Genomic DNA, 20557 nt, shown 5'->3' with positions numbered 1-20557 from the left:
TGGCAAACTGGACATGGCGAGGGCCATGTCCAGTTTAATCCAGGTGTGTTTATTCAAAAATAATACTTAAAAACAACACAAACCCCATTTTCAACAAAGTTGAAATGGGGTTTGTCTACGTTCTGAGAGGATGATTGTATAATCATCCTCTTTATTTATAAGGAATCATTTAGCAGCCAGCGCTTCCACCTTTTGCTCCGATATTTTGATAAAAGCTCTTATCGTGAGATTTTGAAGTGGCTTGACCGCCTTTAGAACCGATATATTGATAAAATTCTTTATCATGCGAAAGTGAAGTTGATTTCCCACCTTTTCTGCCGATATCTTTATAAAATGATTCCTGATGTGATTCTGCAGTCGTTTTACCGCCTTTTTTTCCGATTTCCTGATAGAATTCCTTGCCACGCGATTTTGAAGTCTTTTTCCCTCCGAGGCGTCCTGCTTCGGCTCTTGTCATTTTTTCTCTCATAGCCATTTAAAACTTCCTCCTTTTTAGACAGAAAATTTCTGGATGTATTTTCTTGATTAGCCTTTATAAGCAGGATTAAAACACGATTCAGCGCAATTAGGCCGATTAACATACTCTTTTAAATTCGGGTAGGAATATAGTAAAAATGGGGAATAGTAATAAAGAACATCTCTTGCAGGATTTTAATAATATAAAGCAAATATATATTTAAGCGATGCATTCATTTAATAGTTCTTCAATGTATAGGAGAGATGAGTAATGAATGGAAGCATGAATAAAGTAATCATTGTTGAAGGAAAATCTGACAAAGAAAAGCTTTCTGCAATTTTAGATGAACCGGTTGAAATTATTTGTACGAATGGCACATTAGGTTTGGATAAATTAGAAGAGCTCGCTTTAGCAATCGAAGATCGAGATGTTTATATCCTTGTGGATGCTGATGAAGCAGGTCATAAATTACGAAAACAGCTACAGCGTGAGCTCCCGAATGCAGAGCACTTATATATTAATAAAATGTATAGAGAAGTTGCGACAACCCCCCTGATGTATTTGGCGAAAGTTTTAGTTGGTGCTCATTTTAATATTCACAAAAACTGTTTAGGTTAATTATGTTTTCAATCATGGTTATAAAAAGGGGCAGCTCCCAAAAACGTAGGGCTTCTTTCAATAGGCTGTACAATCCTCTTATTCCGCTGTGTTCAAATCAGTATATTTGATACAGGGATAAGAGGATTTCTTATTATATGGGGTAATGATATATGCTTGAAAAGTAAGCAACGCATTAACCATTTTATATAAAATCGTGATATCCTTATGGCAGAGAATCAAAATCAAAGTCTGATGTATATATTATCAAATAAATAATGGAGTTTAAAAATGAAAGAAATCAATAGAGCAAATTGGGAATGTATTATCGAACAATCCATACATAAGCCTTTTTTTCTTTACTTAGAAACACCGTTATGCGGCACTTGCAAAGTGGGGAAAAGAATGACGGAAGTGGCAGTAGAAACGGTCCGAGCTCAAAGAGGAACCGAATTGCCATATGGCGTTTGCAATATTAATGAGATGCCCGAGCTGGCTGAACAATATGGCGTAACCAGTGTACCTTGCTTAATGGTATTATCCAGGGGAATGGCTGTAAAAAAGATTTATGCCCTACAATCTGCAGGAAATATTTATCAAACAATGATAGATTTCTTAAATAAGGAAAAATAATTTGTAATAAAATGTGGGAAAAGCCCCATAATTCCCTTAGGTTCTCCTAATTCTTAAGAAAAATGATTTTTCAGGGGGTTTTTCCTTAAGAAAAATATGGTAAAATAATGTCTCTTACACACTAGACTGTAACATAAATTAGTGTGTTTTTTTTATACAAAAAATTAGTCAAACCGTGTCGGAATAAGGGATCGATAAGTTAGAGGGTAAGTTATCATTCAATTCCGTCTATTCAGTTATTTAACAAGAAAGTCACAATTGTTACGAGCTATGTAATATTGTTATAGAACTGTATCCTACAAATGTCAAAAGTCGTGGTATAAATGAATAGGAGAGCTTGTTACATGTTTGCTCCCGACCGAATAGTGGTAAATAAGAATGATTTTATGAAAACAAAAACAAAAAAGATGAAGATGAATAAAGCATAAGTAATTTTTTTAGCAGGGGTGATTGATAATCATGGCATCATTAAATTTAAATGCAGTATTTCCTATAGCGAAAAATAAAATGACAAGTATTGAAGATAAAGTATTAACGATCCAGGAAAGAAATGATGAGAAATTGAGAAATGAATTGATTGGTGATTACCAGCCATTCATTAAAAAGGTTACATCCAAAGTGTGCAGTCAATATATAGATCGTACAATGGACGAGTTTAGTGTAGGTCTTTTTGCCTTTAATGAAGCGATTGATCAGTATCAAGAAGGACAAGGAAGCCGTTTCTTATCTTTTGCAGATATGGTAATCAGACGTCGCGTTATCGATTATATCCGTAAAGAAGTTCGTCAAAACCGTTTAATCTTTCTTCAGCCAGATGAAGAAGATGAAGAAGGACGTTTAGAAGAAAGCTATGCGGAACAAAAAGCAGCAATGGATCATTTTGAAGATCAGATCCAAGTAGAAAACCGTGTATATGAAATTGAAGAATACCAAAAGCTTCTAAAAACATTTGGACTGAATTTTAAAGTGCTAAGCAAGCACTGTCCAAAACATGTGGATGCGCGTGAAAATGCTAAAGAAATTGCCCGTCTTTTAGCTGAAAATGAAGAGCTGGCCGCCTTTTTGAAGGAAAAAAAGCAATTGCCGATAAAAGATTTATTAAATATGGTATCCTGTAGTCGTAAAACTATAGAGAGAAATCGAAAGTATATAATAGCAGTATCATTAATATATTTAGGCGATTTCCAAGCGCTGAAATCTTATATTCAGCCTTAAGGTGAGGTATATATGATTACAAGGCAGGGGATCTTCTCATCCTCTTGCCTGTAATTACTACTGATCCTGCGACTTGCGGGAGGGATACAATTGAAAAGCGGCAGCGGCATTTTAATAGAAATTAATAATAAAAAAGCAACTTTGCTTATGAAAGATGGAACATTTGTAACGGTGCGTGTACCGGCAGGCAAAAAACCATCAGTAGGCAAAGAGTATCAGGCTTCTTATTTTTCGGAAAACAGAAAGGGAAGTCTTTTTGTGCTGCCATCAATAGCGGCTGTACTAGCTGTTGTTCTTTTATCTGGATTGATCCCTACCGGAACACACTCCGCAGCTGCAGCTTACGTCAGCTTTGATATCAATCCAAGCTTAGAAGTAGGCGTTAATGAGGACATGAAAGTCATTGAAATCGATACTTTTAATGAAGAAGCAAAAGATATTATAAAAAAATATGATCTTGATGCAGCTCATCGGATTCATTTTGAGAAATTTGCGGATCGCCTTATAAAAGCCTATGAAAAAGAAGGCTATATGGAATCTAATCATTCTATGCTCATCACAACGACTTCAAGTGAAGAGGGCAATGATAAAACTGATGCCGCATTAGATCAAGCAGTGAATACAATCGTGAAGAAAACGGTTGTAAAATATCCTGTGGCCATTACGGTTTCAGAATCGGATTCCGATACGCGTGTAAAAGCAAAACAGCTTGGCGTTTCGCCAGGTAAATATAAGGCCTTCCAAACGGCTAATAAAAACAATAAGAATTTAAAAGAGGAAAAGATCAAAGAAGTTAATTTTCAAGAGCTAAAAGTTAATACTCTATCCTCTAGTGATATAAAAAGCATTCCGCATCCGAGAAAAATTAACACAGAAGCGGGTGAACAAAAGAAAAAGGCAAAGGTAGCAGTGCCTAAAAAGGCAGTAAGCCATAACCAGCAAGAAGAAAAAAGGCATAATCATGAACACAAAATTCAATATAAAAAGACACAAGAAAATGCCGGTCAGCCTAAAGGAAAATCATTTAATGAAGGTAAAAGGCATTCTAATCCTGCCTTTAATCAAAATAGGCTAAAGAATAACGGAAAAAATAATGGAAACTCAGATAATCATCAAAAGAAAAACCAGCAGGATCGCAAGAGACATGACGTGAAGAAGAATGATTTGAATAAAAATCAGAACCATTGGAATAAGCAACAACGCAATAAACAAGCTGCTAACAAACAACCTTCAAATAAAAAGTTAAATCAAAAACAAATGTCTCATAAAAAGGATGACAACAAACATAGAAACAAGCATTAACGCTAATTATGGTTGTTGCTGTCGGAAATGCAAAAACGATTTTTCCAAACTGTCGAACACTTTATAAAGGTAAACGTTCCATTCCTCTCGAAAAAGGTGAAGTAAACAACCTATTCGGGGGGATTTTATATGTTGGATGTCACCTTCTTTGAAAGACAGATCGGTAAAAGTCCATATTTATCACTGTATAATATTCCGGTTAAGCCTAGATTTAGTCTGAATGATGAAAATACCTTAAGAATCGATTACAGGGAAGGGGAACGTAATCGCATGGTCGTTTTTAAAGGAAATCCCAAATATCTCTCTATGATGCTTGAAGGGAAAATGAAACTTTCAACGCTTCTTCGCCAAGAAATGCTCGAATTTCACGGGACGTTGAGGCAGCGATTAAAATGGGAAGCCATCTTCTACCTAAGCTCACATTGGGAGCAAATCGCTACAGGGGTTTTGATGAAAAGTGCCAAAAATGTTTGACACGAATCGACAGTGGTGATAATATTCTTCTCAGTGATTCAAAAATGCATCGCTTTAACTTAATAACGTAACGCTTAACTTATCACGAGAGGTGGAGGGACTGGCCCTATGAAACCCGGCAACCGCTAGCTGTATGTCATACATACGGACTAGAAAGGTGCCAATTCCTGCAAGGCATGAAATGCTTTGGGAGATGAGGAGAACGCGCATAGAATATTATATGCCTTTCTGCTCATATTGAAGCAGAGGGCATTTTTTTTTAGAAAAAGGTATTAGAAATGAGGTTTGTTCTTTGATTAATTTACATGCAGTCCGTAAAGTCTTTCAAACCAAAGATGGTGAAGTAAAGGCTGTTGATACGGTAGATCTAAACATAAAACAAGGGGAAATATACGGCATAATTGGGTACAGTGGAGCAGGTAAAAGTACTCTGATCCGAATCCTTAACATGCTGGAGAGACCGACAAGTGGTACGGTTACGATCGGCGGCAAGAACATGTCTGAGCTTTCTTCTAAACAGCTTAGAGAAGCGAGACAGGAAATAAGTATGATATTTCAGCATTTTAACCTTCTATGGTCAAGAACGGTAAGAGAGAATATTGCTTTTCCATTAGAAATCGCTGGATATCCGAAAGATAAAATCAAGAAGCGAGTGGACGAGCTGATTGATCTGGTTGGATTAGAAGGAAGAGGCGGTTCCTATCCTTCACAACTGAGTGGTGGTCAAAAACAGCGCGTTGGTATCGCGAGAGCTCTAGCAAATAATCCGGAAGTTTTATTATGTGATGAAGCGACTTCAGCACTTGATCCAAAAACTACAGACAGTATCCTAGATCTTCTAGTCGAAATTAACCAGAAGCTAGGCCTAACCATTGTCCTCATCACTCATGAGATGCATGTTATTCGAAAGATCTGTCACCGTGTTGCTGTAATGGAAAAAGGGAAAGTGGTGGAAGAAGGCGATGTATTAAACGTCTTTAAGAATCCTAAAGAACCCATCACAAAAGATTTTGTAAAACAAGTGACAGAACCTGAAGAAACGGTAGATACGATTAAGCAGTTCATAGAGGAGTTTCCAGAGGGCAGAATTGTACAGCTTACTTTTGTAGGAGGCCGTGCAGGTCAACCGCTAATCACAGAGCTGATCCGGAATTTCAAAGTAGATGTAAATATTCTTCAAGGTAAAATTACGCAAACACAAAATGGGCCATACGGTACATTGTTTATCCAAATTAAAGGTTCTGATGCTGCCCTTTCTAACGCTATGGAATTTCTAAATAGCGTTCAGGTAGAAGTAGAGGTGATTCATAATGCTTAGTTCGTGGTTCCCAAACGTTCAATGGGATGTCGTTTTAGAAGCGACGAAAGAAACTTTATATATGTCAGCTATCTCAGTAATTGTTACTTTCATTTTAGGTCTTGCTCTTGGGCTTGCTTTATATTTAACAGCACCCGGCAACCTATGGGAAAATAAATTTTTAAACAGCATAATCGCGATTATTGTTAACGTATTCCGCTCTATTCCGTTTATTATCTTAATTATTCTTTTAATTCCTTTTACGCGTTTTCTTGTAGGTTCGATGCTTGGGGCAGAAGCTGCACTACCGGCATTGATCGTCGGAGCCGCACCGTTTTATGCGCGTATGGTTGAGATTGCTTTGAGAGAAATTAATAAAGGAGTAATCGAAGCTGCTAAATCAATGGGTGCTACAAACACTCAAATTATTTTTAAAGTCCTTATTCCGGAAAGCACTCCAGCACTTGTTTCTGGTATTACCGTTACGGCTATTGCACTTGTAAGTTATACAGCAATGGCTGGCGTAGTCGGTGCAGGGGGACTTGGAAACCTTGCTTATATGGAAGGATATCAGAGAGATAATGCAGATGTTACGCTAGTTTCAACTGTTTTGATCCTGCTCATCGTTTTTGTTATCCAATGGATAGGAGATCGCTTCACAACAGCTTTAGATAAAAGATAAGCACAAACCAAGGAGGAAATCATATGAAAAAAATATTATCGATTATTTTGCTTGCTGTCGTTGCAGCAGCACTAGCAGCTTGCGGCAATAAAACAGAAGGCGGCATCAGCGACGATAAGATTATCGTTGGAGCATCAAACGTACCTCATGCAGAAATTCTTGAAGAAGCAAAACCGCTTTTAAAAGAAAAAGGTATTGAGCTTGAGATTGAAACGTTCCAAGATTATGTACTTCCGAATAAATCTTTAGATGAAAAAGAAATTGGTGCGAACTACTTCCAGCACGTTCCTTATTTAAAGTCACAGATGAAAGACCACGGCTATAAATTTGAAAACGCAGGCGGCATCCACCTTGAGCCGATCGGTGTTTATTCAAAAAAATACAAATCTTTAGATGAACTGCCTCAAGGTGCTACGATTATCATGTCTAACTCTGTAGCTGACCACGGCCGTATGCTAGGTCTTCTAGAAAAAGAAGGTTTGATCAAAGTTAAAGAGGGCAAAGGTACGGATGCCCAAATTAAAGATATTGTAGAAAATCCAAAGAAATTAAAATTCAAAGCTGATGTTGATGCAGGAATGCTTCCAAAAGCCTATAAAAACGGTGAAGGCGATGCTGTTCTAATCAACACAAACTATGCGATTGATGCTGGACTAAATCCACAAAAAGACGCAATCGCGATTGAAGACACTGATTCTCCATTCGTAAACATTATTACAGTACGTGAAGGAGATAAAGATAAGAAAGCTGTAAAAGAGCTAGTTAAAGTATTGCGCTCAAAAGAAATTCAACAATTCATTAAAGAGAAATATAAAGGTGCAGTAGTGCCTGTAACTGAATAAAGGATCAAAGGGTGTCTCCGAATAAGGAGGCACCCTTTTTGTCTACTTCAGGAGGACAACGAATGATTAATATTCGAAAAATAGGTGATGAGGCACTATTTTTACGTGATTATAAGGAGCTTTTATATGATGATTGCATTATTTTTGTGAGGATTCCTTCTATTCATGGGATGGTGTGTTTTTAGAGATAGCTAAAGGGATTTTGCTCCAAAAATGCCCTCTATAAATACCCCTCCAAATTACATATCCACTCGGAAATAAACTCATACTAATCCTGTTTACTAAAACGTGAGAGGAGTGTAATAACTGCATGAAACAAGAAGATCAACCGATGCCAGGAGTGAACTCTGCACAATATCACTTAATCCGGTATAAAGAAGGTTTAGGAAAATATAAAGAAAATATGCCTGAATTAACTCATGCTTATAATGAATTTACGCGTCACTGTTTCAAGGAAGGTGAAATTTCCGAAAAAAATAAACAGTTGATCGCGCTAGGAATCAGTATTTACTCACAAGATGAATATTGCATCATCTATCATACGAAGGGATGCCTGGATCAAGGGTGTTCTGAAAATGAAATTCTTGAAGCTGTAGGCGTTTCTGCAGCATTTGGCGGAGGAGCAGCTATGAGTCAGGGAGTTACCCTTGTTCAAGAGTGTATAAATGAGTTAAAGAAACCCCGCCATTAGATCTTCCATGCATTAAATGTTTTATTTCTATTCAAAAAGGTAATGGAAGTAATGTAGCGGATTTAACAGAATTCTAAAGGGATATCCATTGTGCTTTCCTGAAAGCACGGATTACCCTTTCACAAAACTTTGCATGGGATCATATGCTGGTTGTGGAAAAGAAGCGCTGCTGATAAGCTATAACTATCTAAATTTGAAAGGATTGATTCATTATCCACCCCATAAAAGTAAAGCATACATCTGAAATGGAAAAAGCAATGCACCAATCACATGGTTGCGGTTTTGCAGAGTATGAAAGGGATTTGGAGAAGCGATTAGATGTTGAGAAAGACCGTGAAAAGGAATATAAAAAAGGTTTAGAAGTAGCGGCGGATGCAACGAGAAATCACACGCCGTAAAGATAGGTTATATAAAAACAAAAGGCTGACTCTAAGGTGAATTCGTGCCTGATGAGTTAGCCTTTTTTCGGATTACATAATTAAACATTGAAATATATGAGCACAATGTTAAAGTTCATAGCCCGTTCCCTTGAACATACATTTCATTTGTTATAAGATTAGAATGAGAATAAATTGAGAATGGCTATTTAATGCCCTATTTCAAAATCTTAAGAATGAGTTCTTAATGGAGGTTGTATTATGTCAGCACCTAATTTAAAGATTGAAGATCTTCGTGTATCGATTGAAGATAAAGAGATTATCAAAGGATTAGATCTCGAAATAAATGGTGGAGAAATCCATGCAATCATGGGGCCAAACGGTACAGGTAAGTCTACACTTTCTGCAGCGTTAATGGGTCACCCTAAATATGAAGTAACTTCAGGGAAAGTCACTTTCAACGGTGAAGATCTTTTAGAAATGGAAGTAGATGAGCGTGCTAAAGCTGGTCTATTCCTAGCTATGCAATATCCATCAGAAGTAAGCGGTATTACGAACGCTGACTTCCTGCGTTCTGCGATTAACGCAAAACGTGAAGAAGGCGATGAGATTTCACTTATGAAATTCATCCGTGAACTAGATAAGAAGATGGATCACTTGGAGATGGACAATGCGTTCGCTCATCGTTATTTAAACGAAGGTTTCTCTGGTGGAGAAAAGAAGCGTAACGAAATCCTACAAATGATGATGCTTGAGCCGAAATTAGCCATCCTTGATGAAATCGACTCAGGATTAGATATCGATGCTCTTAAAGTAGTAGCAAAAGGTGTTAATGAAATGCGCAACCCTGATTTCGGATGCTTAATCATTACTCACTACCAGCGTTTATTGAACTACATCACACCAGACAAAGTACACGTAATGATGCAAGGCCGTATTGTGAAATCTGGAGGACCTGAACTCGCACAGCGTCTTGAAGCTGAAGGTTATGACTGGATCAAGGAAGAGTTAGGTATTAAAGACGAAACTGTCGGTCAAGAAGCGTAAGCAATAAGGGGGACTATACATGTCAGTTGATACGAGCCTAAGATTTGATAAGGACTACGTAAACGGTTTTACAAGCAGCAGACAGGAACCCGCTTGGCTGCAGGAGCTTCGTTTGCAAGCATTGGAATTGGCTCAGAACCTGCCAATGCCTAAACCGGATAAAACAAAGATTGATAATTGGAACTTTACAGACTTCAAACACGAAGCTACAGGGAATGCAGTAGCATTCAACGAGCTTCCGGAAGATGTTAAAGCTTTGATCGGATCAGAAGAAGATGCGAAGAATGTACTTGTTATTCATAATGGAACACCTGTATTTTTTGCATTAGAACAAGAAGTGAGAGATCAAGGAGTAATCTACACGGATCTATTAACAGCTGCCAAAGAACATGAAGACTTAGTTAAGAAGTACATCATGAAAGCTGTTGCTGTTGATGAGAATCGTTTAACTGCATTGCATGCATCATTATTTTTGAACGGGGCGTTCCTTTATGTTCCTAAAAATGTAGAGGTGTCTGCACCGATTCAAGCGATTTACTATCAAGATGACGAAGCGGCACTATTAAACCATGTTATCGTTGCAGCAGAAGATAACAGCTCTGTAAACTATGTAGAAAACTATCTTTCTACGAACGAAAACACAGAGTCTGTAGCCAATATTGTTTCTGAAGTCTATGCAGGCGCTGGTGCAAAAGTAGTTTTTGGAGCTGTTGATAACCTTGCAAAAGGAATGACAACTTACGTGAACCGCAGAGGCCGTGCTGAAAGAGATGGCAGAATCGAATGGGCGCTCGGTCAGTTTAACGACGGTAACACAGTTTCTGATAATACGACTCACCTCATTGGAGATGGATCGTTTATAGATACGAAGACTGTAACTATCGGTCGAGGCGATCAAAAACAAAACTTCGTTGCTCAAATCTTTAACCATGGAAAACATTCTGAAGGTTATATCCTGACTCATGGGGTAATGAAAGATAGTGCAAGCTCTATTTTTAACGGTATTACAAAAATTGAGCATGGCGCTACAAAATCTCACGGTGAGCAAACAGAACGTGTTCTGATGTTAAGTGAAAAAGCACGTGGAGATGCTAACCCGATTCTATTGATTGATGAAGACGACGTTACAGCAGGTCATGCTGCATCTGTTGGTCGCATCGATCCGTTGCAAATGTTCTATCTAATGAGCCGCGGCATTTCAAAAACAGAAGCAGAGCGTCTTATCATTCATGGGTTCTTGGCTCCAGTTGTTAGCCAAATGCCTTTAGAATCTGTAAAAAATCGTCTTGTAGAGGTTATCGAAAGGAAAGTGCGCTAACATGAGTGCAAAGGAATGGAGAAAGCTGTTTCCTATCCTTGATCAGGAAGTTAACGGCAAACCTCTTGTATACCTTGACAGTGCGGCCACTTCACAGAAACCAATACAAGTTATTGAAACACTAGATAAGTATTATAAAGAATTTAATTCTAACGTTCACCGCGGTGTTCATACCCTTGGAACTCGTGCAACAGATGGCTATGAAGGAGCCCGAGAAAAGGTTCGCCGATTTATTGGAGCGAAATCAACCCAAGAGATTATTTTTACACGCGGAACAACGACTGCCATTAATACAGTTGCAAGAAGCTATGGAATGGCAAACCTATCAGAAGGTGACGAGATTGTGATCACTCCAATGGAGCATCACAGCAATATCATTCCATGGCAGCAGGTTGCAAAAGCGACTGGAGCAACCTTAAAATACATTCCTTTGCAGCCAGATGGAACGATCGATCTTCAAGATGTTGAAAAAACGGTAACAGAGCATACTAAAATTGTCTCGGTTATGCAGGTTTCAAACGTATTGGGAACGATTAATCCCATTAAGGAAATCGCATCGATCGCGCATAAGAACGGTGCGGTTATGGTTGTTGACGGTGCTCAAAGTGCGCCTCATATGAAAGTGGATGTCCAGGATCTTGACTGTGATTTCTTTGCTTTCTCTGCTCACAAAATGTGCGGACCAACAGGCATAGGTGTTTTATATGGGAAGAAAGCTCTTCTTAATAAAATGGAGCCTGTGGAATTCGGCGGAGAGATGATTGACTTTGTTGGATTGCAGGAATCCACATGGAAAGAGCTTCCTTGGAAGTTTGAAGGTGGTACTCCGATTATCGCAGGCGCGATCGGATTGGGTGCAGCGATTGACTTTCTCGAAGACATTGGGCTCGACAACATTTTAAAAGTAGAACATAAACTGGCAGAATATGCGATGGAACGTTTATCTGAGCTTGAAGGTGTTACGATTTACGGACCTAAGCATAGAGCTGGTCTTGTGACTTTTAATCTGGATGATGTACATCCGCATGATGTAGCGACTGTCCTTGATTCAGAAGGAATTGCTGTCCGTGCTGGCCACCATTGTGCACAGCCACTTATGAAATGGCTGGATGTTACAGCAACAGCTCGTGCAAGTTTCTACCTGTATAACACAGAAGATGACATCGATGCTTTCATAAAAGGACTCACAACAGCAAAGGAGTATTTCGGTCATGTCTTCTAATTTAGATCAGCTTTACCGGCAAGTCATAATGGACCATTACAAAAACCCCCGTAATAAAGGGGTACTAGAAGATGGTGCCTTAAATATTAATATGAATAACCCGACATGCGGCGACCGTATCCAGCTTACTTTAAAAGTAGAAGATGGAAAGATCGAGTCTGCTAATTTCGACGGTGAAGGATGTTCCATTAGTCTGGCATCAGCATCCATGATGACGCAAGCAGTAAAAGGGCTTCCTGTTGAAGATGCTTTAAAACTTGCAAAGATCTTTTATGATATGATGTTAGGGAACGACTATGATGATGAATCCTATGATTTAGGTGACATCGAGGCTCTTCAAGGCGTTTCAAAATTCCCTGCCCGCATTAAATGTGCAACACTTGCATGGAAAGCGATGGAACAGGGAGTAGGGAAGAAAGACGAAGAAGAGTAAGAATGAGAGTGCCAATCCAGTAAGGAGGGATTCTGCAATGGCTAAGAAGATGCCGGATATCGGCGAATATAAATATGGTTTTAGAGATAAAGACGTATCCATTTTCAGATCGAAGCGTGGTTTGACAAAAGAAATCGTTGAGGAAATTTCACGCATGAAGAGTGAACCTGAGTGGATGCTAGAATTCCGTTTGAAGTCATTAGAGCAGTTCTACAAAATGCCTATGCCTCAATGGGGCGGGGATATGAAGGACTTAAACTTTGATGATATTACGTACTATGTTAAGCCATCTGAAAAATCTGAGAAATCTTGGGATGAAGTACCTGCAGAAATCAAGGCTACTTTTGACAAGCTCGGTATTCCAGAAGCTGAACAAAAATACCTTGCAGGTGTATCTGCACAATATGAATCTGAAGTTGTTTATCACAACATGAAAGAAGACTTATCAGATCTAGGGATTCTTTTCACAGATACAGATACAGCTTTAAAAGAGCATGAGGAAATCTTCCGTGAATACTTCGGAACTGTCATTCCTCCTGCAGATAACAAGTTCGCAGCATTAAACTCTGCAGTATGGTCTGGTGGATCTTTCATTTACGTACCAAAAGGCGTTAAATGTGATACTCCACTTCAAGCATACTTCCGAATCAACTCTGAGAACATGGGTCAGTTCGAACGTACGCTGATCATTGCGGACGATGACAGCTCTGTACATTATGTAGAAGGTTGTACGGCACCGGTTTATTCAACAAACTCACTTCATAGTGCGGTTGTTGAAATCATCGTTAAGAAGAACGCTTACTGCCGTTACACAACGATTCAAAACTGGGCGAACAACATCTACAACCTTGTTACAAAGCGTGCTGTAGCGGAAGAGAATGCTACGATGGAATGGGTAGATGGAAACATCGGATCTCGTCTAACGATGAAGTATCCAGCTGTTATCATGAAAGGCCGCGGTGCGAAAGGTACGATTCTATCGATCGCAATCGCTGGTAAAGGACAGCATCAGGATGCAGGAGCAAAAGTATTGCACCTTGCACCCGAATGTTCTTCTACCATCGTATCGAAGTCGATCTCGAAGCATGGCGGTAAAGTAACATACCGTGGTATTGCTCACTTCGGACGTAAGTCTGACGGATCAAAATCCAACATTAAGTGTGACACGCTTATCATGGATAACCAATCCACATCAGATACGATCCCGTACAACGAGATCTTAAACAACAACATCACACTTGAGCACGAAGCAACTGTATCTAAAGTTTCTGAAGATCAGTTATTCTACCTCATGAGCCGTGGTGTTTCTGAACAGGAAGCAACTGAAATGATCGTAATGGGCTTCATCGAGCCATTTACAAAAGAGCTTCCAATGGAATATGCAGTTGAAATGAACCGCCTGATTAAGTTCGAGATGGAAGGTTCAATCGGTTAAAGGATAAAAAAACCTTGGTATATAAGCTATATACCGAGGTTTTTTTGTTTGTAAATTTGTATCGTTCGAATTCATTCTAAATTCAGGTTTAACATAATTGATAAAGAGAAGTTCTAATTGCTGTAAATCATGAACAGGTTCTTGGCATTGTAATATTTTTCATTTATGTACTTCTATGTAAGATAATATCTATGGAAGAATACCTAATTTGCTTGCAGTTAATTTCATATCATTACTCATTTTAGTGATAACATCGGTAGGACAGCCTAATAAGTAATGTGGCCAATGTACCAGCATGGTGCGCAACTTAACGGAATCTATAACGGTTTTTATAGATTGAACGGATACATTCTTCTGCAAAATATCATTTACTGTTTCTGTATATACCCTAATTACAACATCAGATGAGATTTGGTTTCCACTTGCGTGAGCCCTTTGAAGAAAAAAAGAAATATCCTCTGGTCCACTTCCGATGCAAATTTCCTGCCAATCGGATATTACCGGAAATTTTTCGTTTAACAGTACATTTTCCATGTGGAAGTCACCGTGACGTAATGTCTTTGGAAAATTAATTTTTAACGATATGATTTCTTCCAGTCTCCAACCTAAACCTCAGAAGTAAAATGCCAAGGTTTATTTTTTTTGAGTTTTTTATGGAGTCTTTTTGTAGGCCATATTTTGAATTGTATCTTTGTTTCTATTTGATTTTTTATCGATGAAGAAGGTATCATAAGGATTAATTTAAATATAGTTCACCAGGTTCACCCATTTAATCTATCTAAGGAAAAGGTGTGATCATAATGAGGAAAGGGCTCGAGAGAAAGCGTATCATTCTAACAGGATCAAGAAAGACTGAAGAGATGTGTACTTTAGTAGAAAAGCAGGGAGGAATCCCTATCGTAAGACCTGCTCAAGGCACAGTATTCTTGGATGAGAAAGAGGTTGAACCAGAAATTGAAAGAATCGTAAACGAAGGCGTAGATTGGGTCGTTTTTACAACCGGTATTGGTGTGGAAACTCTATTTAAAATTGCAGAAAACATGGGTATTCATGAAAGTTTTATTTCCACCATCCATAAAGCGAAAGTAGCTACTAGGGGATATAAAACTCGTTCAGCACTAAAAAAATGGGGTATCGCTCCAATTGCTGGTGATGACGATGGGACAACCCAAGGACTTATCCGTTCTCTTAAGGAATTCGAATTTAATAATCAAAGATTAATGGTTCAGCTCCATGGTGATTCTGCACCAATGCTTAAGCGATTTTTAGAGGGAAGAGGAGCAGTTTACTCACAAATTCTCCCTTATAAACATATTGCCCCTGATCCACAAGTTTTAAAAAGTTTATGTGATGAAATCTCTACTGGAAAAGTAGATGCAGTATGCTTTACAACAGCAATGCAAGTCCATTTTCTTTTTGATTATGCACGAGAAAATCAGTTTCTATCTCAACTCAAAAGTATGTTTAATAACAAAGTGATGGCTGCGGCTGTGGGTAAAATAACAGCAGAGGCATTGGAAGAAGAAGGGGTAGAAAATGTCCTCCAACCCGAACAACAACGTATGGGGGCAATGATCATGAAATTGTCTCAATATTATTCAGAGAGAAAGGTAAATCATTAAAAATTACTATAATCAAAATTTGAAAAAACCAATAAATTTTTAAAAATGCCTTTTCCTCTTCTTTTAATGCCTGTTTTGAAAGCGTTTACTTTTCTCCTTCGTTATCCTTCCTTTTACCTTCATACAGATATATTTAATCCATTGAACCTCGAAAAATTCTATACATTTATCATCTGCATTTTCGTATCTCCTTCTTTTATTAGATATAAATCAATATTCTCATTACTTAAGGTTCTTACTTCAAAAAACGTGTCAGGTTTTCTTACAATATTGTGTTAGGTATGAAAAATATATGTGATACTTTCCACATCGAAAAAAAAGCAGTCATTTAAAAGGAGAGGCTTGAATGGGCAAAGCTTATTTAGTTGGTGCCGGACCTGGTGATCCAGATTTGATTACTAGAAAAGGTCTTAAATGTATTCAGGAAGCGGATGTGATTTTATTCGATCGTTTAATCAATCAAGAATTATTAAGCTATGCGAAAAACGGGGCTGACTTGATTTACTGTGGCAAAAAACCAGGTAAGCATTCGATGGATCAAGACATGATTAATCAATATTTAGTAAGGCAAACCAAACGGGGAAGAATTGTTACCAGACTAAAAGGGGGTGACCCTTTTGTATACGGAAGAGGTGGTGAAGAAGCACAAGTACTTGCAAAACATGGAATTCCATATGAAATTGTGCCAGGGATCACATCTGGAATGGCAGCTCCCATGTATGCTGGAATTCCTGTTACACATCGAGACTATAGTTCCACGTTTGCGATTGTAACTGGACATATGAGACAAGGAAAAGATCATTTATGTTGGGAAAGCATTGCAAAAGGAATTGATACGTTAGTGATCTATATGGGAGTCGGTAATTTGCCGTATATTCAACAGCAGTTATTAAAACATGGACGTTCCAAAAACACTCCGGTGGCTATAGTACACTCTGGAACAACAGTAAAACAACACACTGTAACTGGGACACTTCTATCAATTGTGGAGATCGCAGAGAAAAATCAGATTCAAAATCCAGGTATAATCATCATCGGTGAAGTGGTTCGATTACGTGAAAAAATACAATGGTTTGAGCAAGTGAACCGTCAACAGACCGCTTTAGATGCTTTAACAATTTAAGTGTTGATCAAACTGATTAGATAATCAACAACCTATAGGAGGAATCAAATGGATAAAAAGACCAATGGAATTGGCATATTGACATTTTTAATTCTTGCTATTCAGGTATGGTTTCAGAAATGTTAATCCAATCGTTTGAAAGGATGAAAAAATGAAAGAACAAAAAAATGCTTTATGGTTATCCACGATAGCTATGATTCTTGGACAATGGGTGCACAGGTTGCTCCAATCATACAAAACATGTATGGATTGAGCGATACAAAGCTAAGTCTGCTTATAGCCATACCTGTTTTACTGGGTTCATTAATGAGAATCCCTTTAGGAATAGCAAGTGATCGATATGGTGGAAGGAAGGTTTATACCGTAACGATGTTAGCACTAGTTATTCCTTTAGTGGGAATTGGATATGCGGCTTCCTTTGAAATGTTATTGTTTTGGACATTTTTGATTGGATTAGCAGGTGCCACTTTTGCAATTGCGATTTCTTACGTTTCTGCCTGGTATACGTTCGGAAAACAAGGTTATGTGTTAGGTGTTGTAGGATTAGGAAATATAGGATCTGCAATATCTGGATTTACAATTCCTACCATGGTTACTGAATTGGGCCTTTCTTGGACGTTTTGGGGCGGTGCCATATTAATGGGTTTGATGACTATCATTTTTTGGTTGTTCACAAAAGAAGCTCCCCTTTCAAATAAAAAAATGACAGTGAAAGAAGCATTTTCTGTAATGAAATACAGGTCCCTTTGGATGTTGTCCATGTTTTATTTTCTTACTTTTGGAGGATTCGTAGCTTTTAGCCTTTATTTACCGACATTGTTGAAAGGACTCTATCAAGTTTCACTCGTAGATGTAGGGATGAAAACAGCTTGGTTTGTAGTAATCGCTACATTCATAAGGCCTTTTGGAAGTTATCTTGCAGATCGATTTGGAGCAAAAATGCCATTAATGTTTCTGTTTGTGGGAACTTCAGTAATCTCCATCTTGATCCCTTTAGTAGTCGATAATAGTGGCATTTTCACTTTTGTTTTCTTATTGTTGGGGTTGTTTTTAGGAGCAGGAAATGGTGCCGTATTCAAACTCGTGCCCGAGGTGGCCCCAGGAAAAACAGGTGCATCAGCAGGAATTATTGGCGCGATCGGAGGTATTGGAGGCTTTATATTGCCGCTTGTTTTTGGGATGACAAAAGATATGATCGGAAGCTACACACCAGGATTTGTATTGTTTTCAATCTTTTCCGCTTTGTGTCTGATTGGAACAATACGTAGTGTGAAAGATGGAAAAAGAAGCAGCCATAAGAATGTCAAAGTTTATCCATCCATTCAATGAATTGGAGGTAATATGTATGAAAAAGAAAAAATTAGTGTTGGTTGGAAATGGAATGGCAGGTGTACGTTGTATAGAAGAGATATTGAAAATAGACTCGGATGGATTTGAAATTACCATTTTTGGACGTGAACCATACCCAAACTATAACCGGATCTTATTATCGACCGTACTACAAGGTGATACATCAATTGATGATATTACCATTAACGAATTGGAATGGTATGAGCAGCATAATATACAACTCTATACAGGGGAAACCGTGGTAGAGATTGATAAAGAAAGAAAACAAGTATATACCGATAAAGATAGACAAATAGAATACGATGAACTGATTCTTGCAACAGGATCTTTACCGTTCATGCTTCCATTACCAGGAGCAGATAAGGAAGGGGTTACCGCATTCCGTGATATCCAAGATTGTCAAACAATGATTGAGTCAGCTCAACAATATAGAAAAGCTGTTGTCATCGGTGGAGGGCTACTAGGTCTAGAAGCTGCCAGAGGATTATTGAATCTTGGTATGGAAGTGGATGTCGTACATATTTGTGAGCATTTAATGGAAAGACAACTTGATCCAACCGCTTCTAAAATGCTTCAAAAAGAACTCGAGGCGCAAGGGATGAACTTTTTGCTTAACAAGCAAACGGAAGAAATCTTTGGTAGTCGTCGAGTGGAAGGATTGCTTTTTAAAGACGGTTCAAAAATCGAGGCTGATTTGGTCGTAATGGCTGTGGGAATCAGACCCAATGTTCAATTAGCAAAGAATAATGGAATTCAAGTGAATCGGGGAATCGTTGTTAATGATTATATGCAGACGGACTGTCCGAACATTTATGCAGTCGGAGAGTGTGCAGAACATCGAGAGATTGTATACGGTCTAGTTGCTCCTCTATATGAGCAAGGAAAAATCTTGGCTGAGAAAGTTTGTGGTGTAGAGAGTAAAAAATATGAGGGTTCGGTTGTTTCAACACAATTAAAAGTCTCAGGTGTGGACGTCTTCTCTGCAGGTGACTTCTTGGATAATCATGATACAAATTCGATCAAAGTATATGACGATTTTGAAGGGATTTATAAAAAAGTAGTTTTTCGGGATGACAAAGTGGCCGGAGCCGTATTATTCGGTGATATTGGAGAAGGACCCAAATTGTTGAACATGATAAACGATAGGACTGATATTTCAAATCTCTCCAAAGTTGCCATACTCCAAGACCATTCGGGTGGTGAATCAAGTAAGAGTGCTGCACTAGAAATGGTTAACAGTGAAGTTATTTGCGGCTGTAATGGTGTTACAAAAGGTGAAATTTGTGGAGCGATTGTTGAAAACGGTCTGACAACAGTAGATCAAGTAAAAGACAATACAAATGCTTCACGATCTTGCGGGGGATGTAAACCTCTCGTACAAGATCTATTAGAATACACACTTGGTGACGAATTTGACCAAAGTGAAATAAAAGAAGCAGTGTGTGGATGTACAACTTTAAGCCGTGAAGAAGTGATTGAAGAAATTAAATCTAAAAACTTAAAGTTTGTTAAAGAAATAATGAACGTACTCGGCTGGAAGAACGAAGAAGGGTGTTCGAAATGCCGTCCTGCACTGAACTACTATTTAGGTATGTTATATCCTTCAGACTATGAAGATGAACAGGAATCCCGTTTTGTCAATGATCGCCTACATGCCAATATTCAGAAGGATGGAACTTATTCTGTCGTCCCAAGAATGTACGGCGGGGTGACAAATGTAACTGACTTAAGAAAAATAGCGGACGTAGCGGAAAAATATGACGTTCCTATGATTAAATTAACAGGCGGCCAACGTATCGATCTATTAGGAATAAAGAAAGAAGATCTCCCAAAAGTTTGGGCAGACCTTGATATGCCTTCTGGATATGCGTATGGAAAAGCTTTAAGAACGGTAAAAACATGTGTTGGCAGTCAATTTTGCCGATTTGGAACCCAGGATTCTACTCAACTAGGAATTGATCTTGAAAAGAAATTTGAACGTCTTAATACCCCGCATAAAGTTAAAATGTCAGTTTCAGCATGCCCGCGTAATTGTGCAGAATCAGGTATTAAAGATGTTGGTATCGTCGGTGTGGATGGTGGTTTTGAAATATACGTCGGTGGAAACGGGGGCACTCATCTGCGTGCTGGAGATTTATTATGTACGGTTAAAAAAGAAAAAGAGGTTATTGAAACAACGGCCGCTTTTCTTCAATATTATCGGGAGACAGCAACATATTTGGAACGGACTTCTAAGTGGATAGAACGTATAGGATTAGAGAATATACGCGAGGTGCTGTTTGATGAAGAAAACAAAAAACAGCTGGTAGCAAGAATAGAAGAAGCTCTTGCCCATACAAAAGACCCTTGGGAAGAAATCGTTAAGAATCAAGAAATACAAGAAAAGTTATTTCGAAACTTAGAAACTCAAACCTCTGTTAGAGCGTAAGGAGGAAAAGAT

General features: G+C 38.4%; 22 protein-coding genes and 1 riboswitch. Of the genes, 20 read left to right on the top strand and 2 right to left on the bottom strand.

What is annotated here, in order from left to right:
- Positions 1–169: 169 nt before the first annotated feature.
- The gene (locus M3206_RS10470; RefSeq protein ID WP_251312468.1) at positions 170–475 is read right to left on the bottom strand and encodes a general stress protein; all 306 of its coding nucleotides are present in this window, start codon (positions 473–475) and stop codon (positions 170–172) included.
- Between the two features lie 252 nt (positions 476–727).
- Between M3206_RS10470 and M3206_RS10465 the strand changes: the two genes are divergently transcribed.
- The 16 genes from M3206_RS10465 to sufB all read left to right on the top strand — a co-directional run bounded on the left by M3206_RS10465 (position 728) and on the right by sufB (position 14022).
- The gene (locus M3206_RS10465; RefSeq protein ID WP_242611831.1) at positions 728–1075 is read left to right on the top strand and encodes a toprim domain-containing protein; all 348 of its coding nucleotides are present in this window, start codon (positions 728–730) and stop codon (positions 1073–1075) included.
- 270 nt (positions 1076–1345) lie between these two features.
- On the top strand, positions 1346–1687 hold the full coding sequence (locus tag M3206_RS10460; RefSeq protein WP_251312467.1) for a thioredoxin family protein: 342 nt from the start codon (positions 1346–1348) through the stop codon (positions 1685–1687).
- A 459-nt stretch (positions 1688–2146) separates the two neighbouring features.
- Positions 2147–2902 carry an RNA polymerase sigma-I factor gene (gene sigI, locus M3206_RS10455; protein ID WP_226535661.1) on the top strand — a complete coding sequence of 252 codons (756 nt, stop codon included), beginning with the start codon at positions 2147–2149 and terminating at the stop codon, positions 2900–2902.
- A 90-nt stretch (positions 2903–2992) separates the two neighbouring features.
- Positions 2993–4204, top strand: a complete 1212-nt coding sequence (locus M3206_RS10450; protein WP_251312466.1) for an anti-sigma-I factor RsgI family protein — start codon at positions 2993–2995, stop codon at positions 4202–4204.
- Between the two features lie 129 nt (positions 4205–4333).
- Positions 4334–4678, top strand: coding sequence for a hypothetical protein (locus tag M3206_RS10445; RefSeq protein WP_251312465.1), 345 nt, complete (start codon positions 4334–4336; stop codon positions 4676–4678).
- Between the two features lie 76 nt (positions 4679–4754).
- Positions 4755–4878: riboswitch (SAM riboswitch) on the top strand.
- A 92-nt stretch (positions 4879–4970) separates the two neighbouring features.
- Positions 4971–5996: a methionine ABC transporter ATP-binding protein gene (locus M3206_RS10440; protein ID WP_251312464.1), complete on the top strand. Its 1026-nt coding sequence runs from the start codon at positions 4971–4973 to the stop codon at positions 5994–5996.
- Positions 5989–6657, top strand: coding sequence for a methionine ABC transporter permease (locus M3206_RS10435; RefSeq protein ID WP_251312463.1), 669 nt, complete (start codon positions 5989–5991; stop codon positions 6655–6657). Before M3206_RS10440 ends, M3206_RS10435 begins: the two co-directional genes overlap by 8 nt.
- Before the next feature lie 23 nt (positions 6658–6680).
- The gene (locus M3206_RS10430) at positions 6681–7499 is read left to right on the top strand and encodes a MetQ/NlpA family ABC transporter substrate-binding protein (RefSeq protein ID WP_251312462.1); all 819 of its coding nucleotides are present in this window, start codon (positions 6681–6683) and stop codon (positions 7497–7499) included.
- Positions 7500–7561: 62 nt separating this feature from the next.
- Complete coding sequence (locus M3206_RS18995; protein ID WP_285876895.1) at positions 7562–7684, top strand: hypothetical protein; 123 nt, start codon at positions 7562–7564, stop codon at positions 7682–7684.
- Between the two features lie 125 nt (positions 7685–7809).
- On the top strand, positions 7810–8190 hold the full coding sequence (locus tag M3206_RS10425; RefSeq protein ID WP_251312461.1) for a carboxymuconolactone decarboxylase family protein: 381 nt from the start codon (positions 7810–7812) through the stop codon (positions 8188–8190).
- 245 nt (positions 8191–8435) lie between these two features.
- Complete coding sequence (locus M3206_RS10420) at positions 8436–8588, top strand: hypothetical protein (protein ID WP_165389351.1); 153 nt, start codon at positions 8436–8438, stop codon at positions 8586–8588.
- Positions 8589–8828: 240 nt separating this feature from the next.
- The gene (gene sufC, locus M3206_RS10415) at positions 8829–9614 is read left to right on the top strand and encodes a Fe-S cluster assembly ATPase SufC (RefSeq protein ID WP_251312460.1); all 786 of its coding nucleotides are present in this window, start codon (positions 8829–8831) and stop codon (positions 9612–9614) included.
- Positions 9615–9633: 19 nt separating this feature from the next.
- A complete protein-coding gene (sufD, locus tag M3206_RS10410) occupies positions 9634–10932 on the top strand; it encodes a Fe-S cluster assembly protein SufD (RefSeq protein ID WP_251312459.1) in 1299 nt (432 codons plus the stop codon).
- A gap of 1 nt (position 10933) precedes the next feature.
- Positions 10934–12154, top strand: a complete 1221-nt coding sequence (locus tag M3206_RS10405) for a cysteine desulfurase (RefSeq protein WP_251312458.1) — start codon at positions 10934–10936, stop codon at positions 12152–12154.
- On the top strand, positions 12144–12587 hold the full coding sequence (gene sufU, locus M3206_RS10400) for a Fe-S cluster assembly sulfur transfer protein SufU (RefSeq protein ID WP_251312457.1): 444 nt from the start codon (positions 12144–12146) through the stop codon (positions 12585–12587). Before M3206_RS10405 ends, sufU begins: the two co-directional genes overlap by 11 nt.
- A 37-nt stretch (positions 12588–12624) precedes the next feature.
- The gene (sufB, locus tag M3206_RS10395) at positions 12625–14022 is read left to right on the top strand and encodes a Fe-S cluster assembly protein SufB (RefSeq protein ID WP_251312456.1); all 1398 of its coding nucleotides are present in this window, start codon (positions 12625–12627) and stop codon (positions 14020–14022) included.
- Positions 14023–14211: 189 nt separating this feature from the next.
- Here the strand turns inward: sufB and M3206_RS10390 are convergent, their stop codons facing one another.
- Positions 14212–14556: a hypothetical protein gene (locus M3206_RS10390; protein WP_251312455.1), complete on the bottom strand. Its 345-nt coding sequence runs from the start codon at positions 14554–14556 to the stop codon at positions 14212–14214.
- A gap of 266 nt (positions 14557–14822) precedes the next feature.
- On the opposite strand from M3206_RS10390, the gene M3206_RS10385 reads away from it, so the two are divergent.
- The 4 genes from M3206_RS10385 to nirB all read left to right on the top strand — a co-directional run bounded on the left by M3206_RS10385 (position 14823) and on the right by nirB (position 20545).
- On the top strand, positions 14823–15644 hold the full coding sequence (locus tag M3206_RS10385; protein ID WP_251312454.1) for a uroporphyrinogen-III synthase: 822 nt from the start codon (positions 14823–14825) through the stop codon (positions 15642–15644).
- A gap of 346 nt (positions 15645–15990) precedes the next feature.
- A complete protein-coding gene (gene cobA / locus M3206_RS10380; RefSeq protein ID WP_251312453.1) occupies positions 15991–16767 on the top strand; it encodes a uroporphyrinogen-III C-methyltransferase in 777 nt (258 codons plus the stop codon).
- Between the two features lie 174 nt (positions 16768–16941).
- A complete protein-coding gene (locus M3206_RS10375) occupies positions 16942–18096 on the top strand; it encodes an MFS transporter (RefSeq protein ID WP_251312452.1) in 1155 nt (384 codons plus the stop codon).
- Between the two features lie 16 nt (positions 18097–18112).
- On the top strand, positions 18113–20545 hold the full coding sequence (nirB, locus tag M3206_RS10370; RefSeq protein ID WP_251312451.1) for a nitrite reductase large subunit NirB: 2433 nt from the start codon (positions 18113–18115) through the stop codon (positions 20543–20545).
- Positions 20546–20557: the final 12 nt, after the last annotated feature.

Origin of the sequence: Fictibacillus phosphorivorans (assembly GCF_023715845.1) — a bacterium.
Lineage (GTDB): Bacteria > Bacillota > Bacilli > Bacillales > Fictibacillaceae > Fictibacillus > Fictibacillus phosphorivorans_D.
The sequence above is the reverse complement of the archived record's forward strand: the minus strand, read 5'-3'. Positions and strand labels throughout refer to the sequence as shown.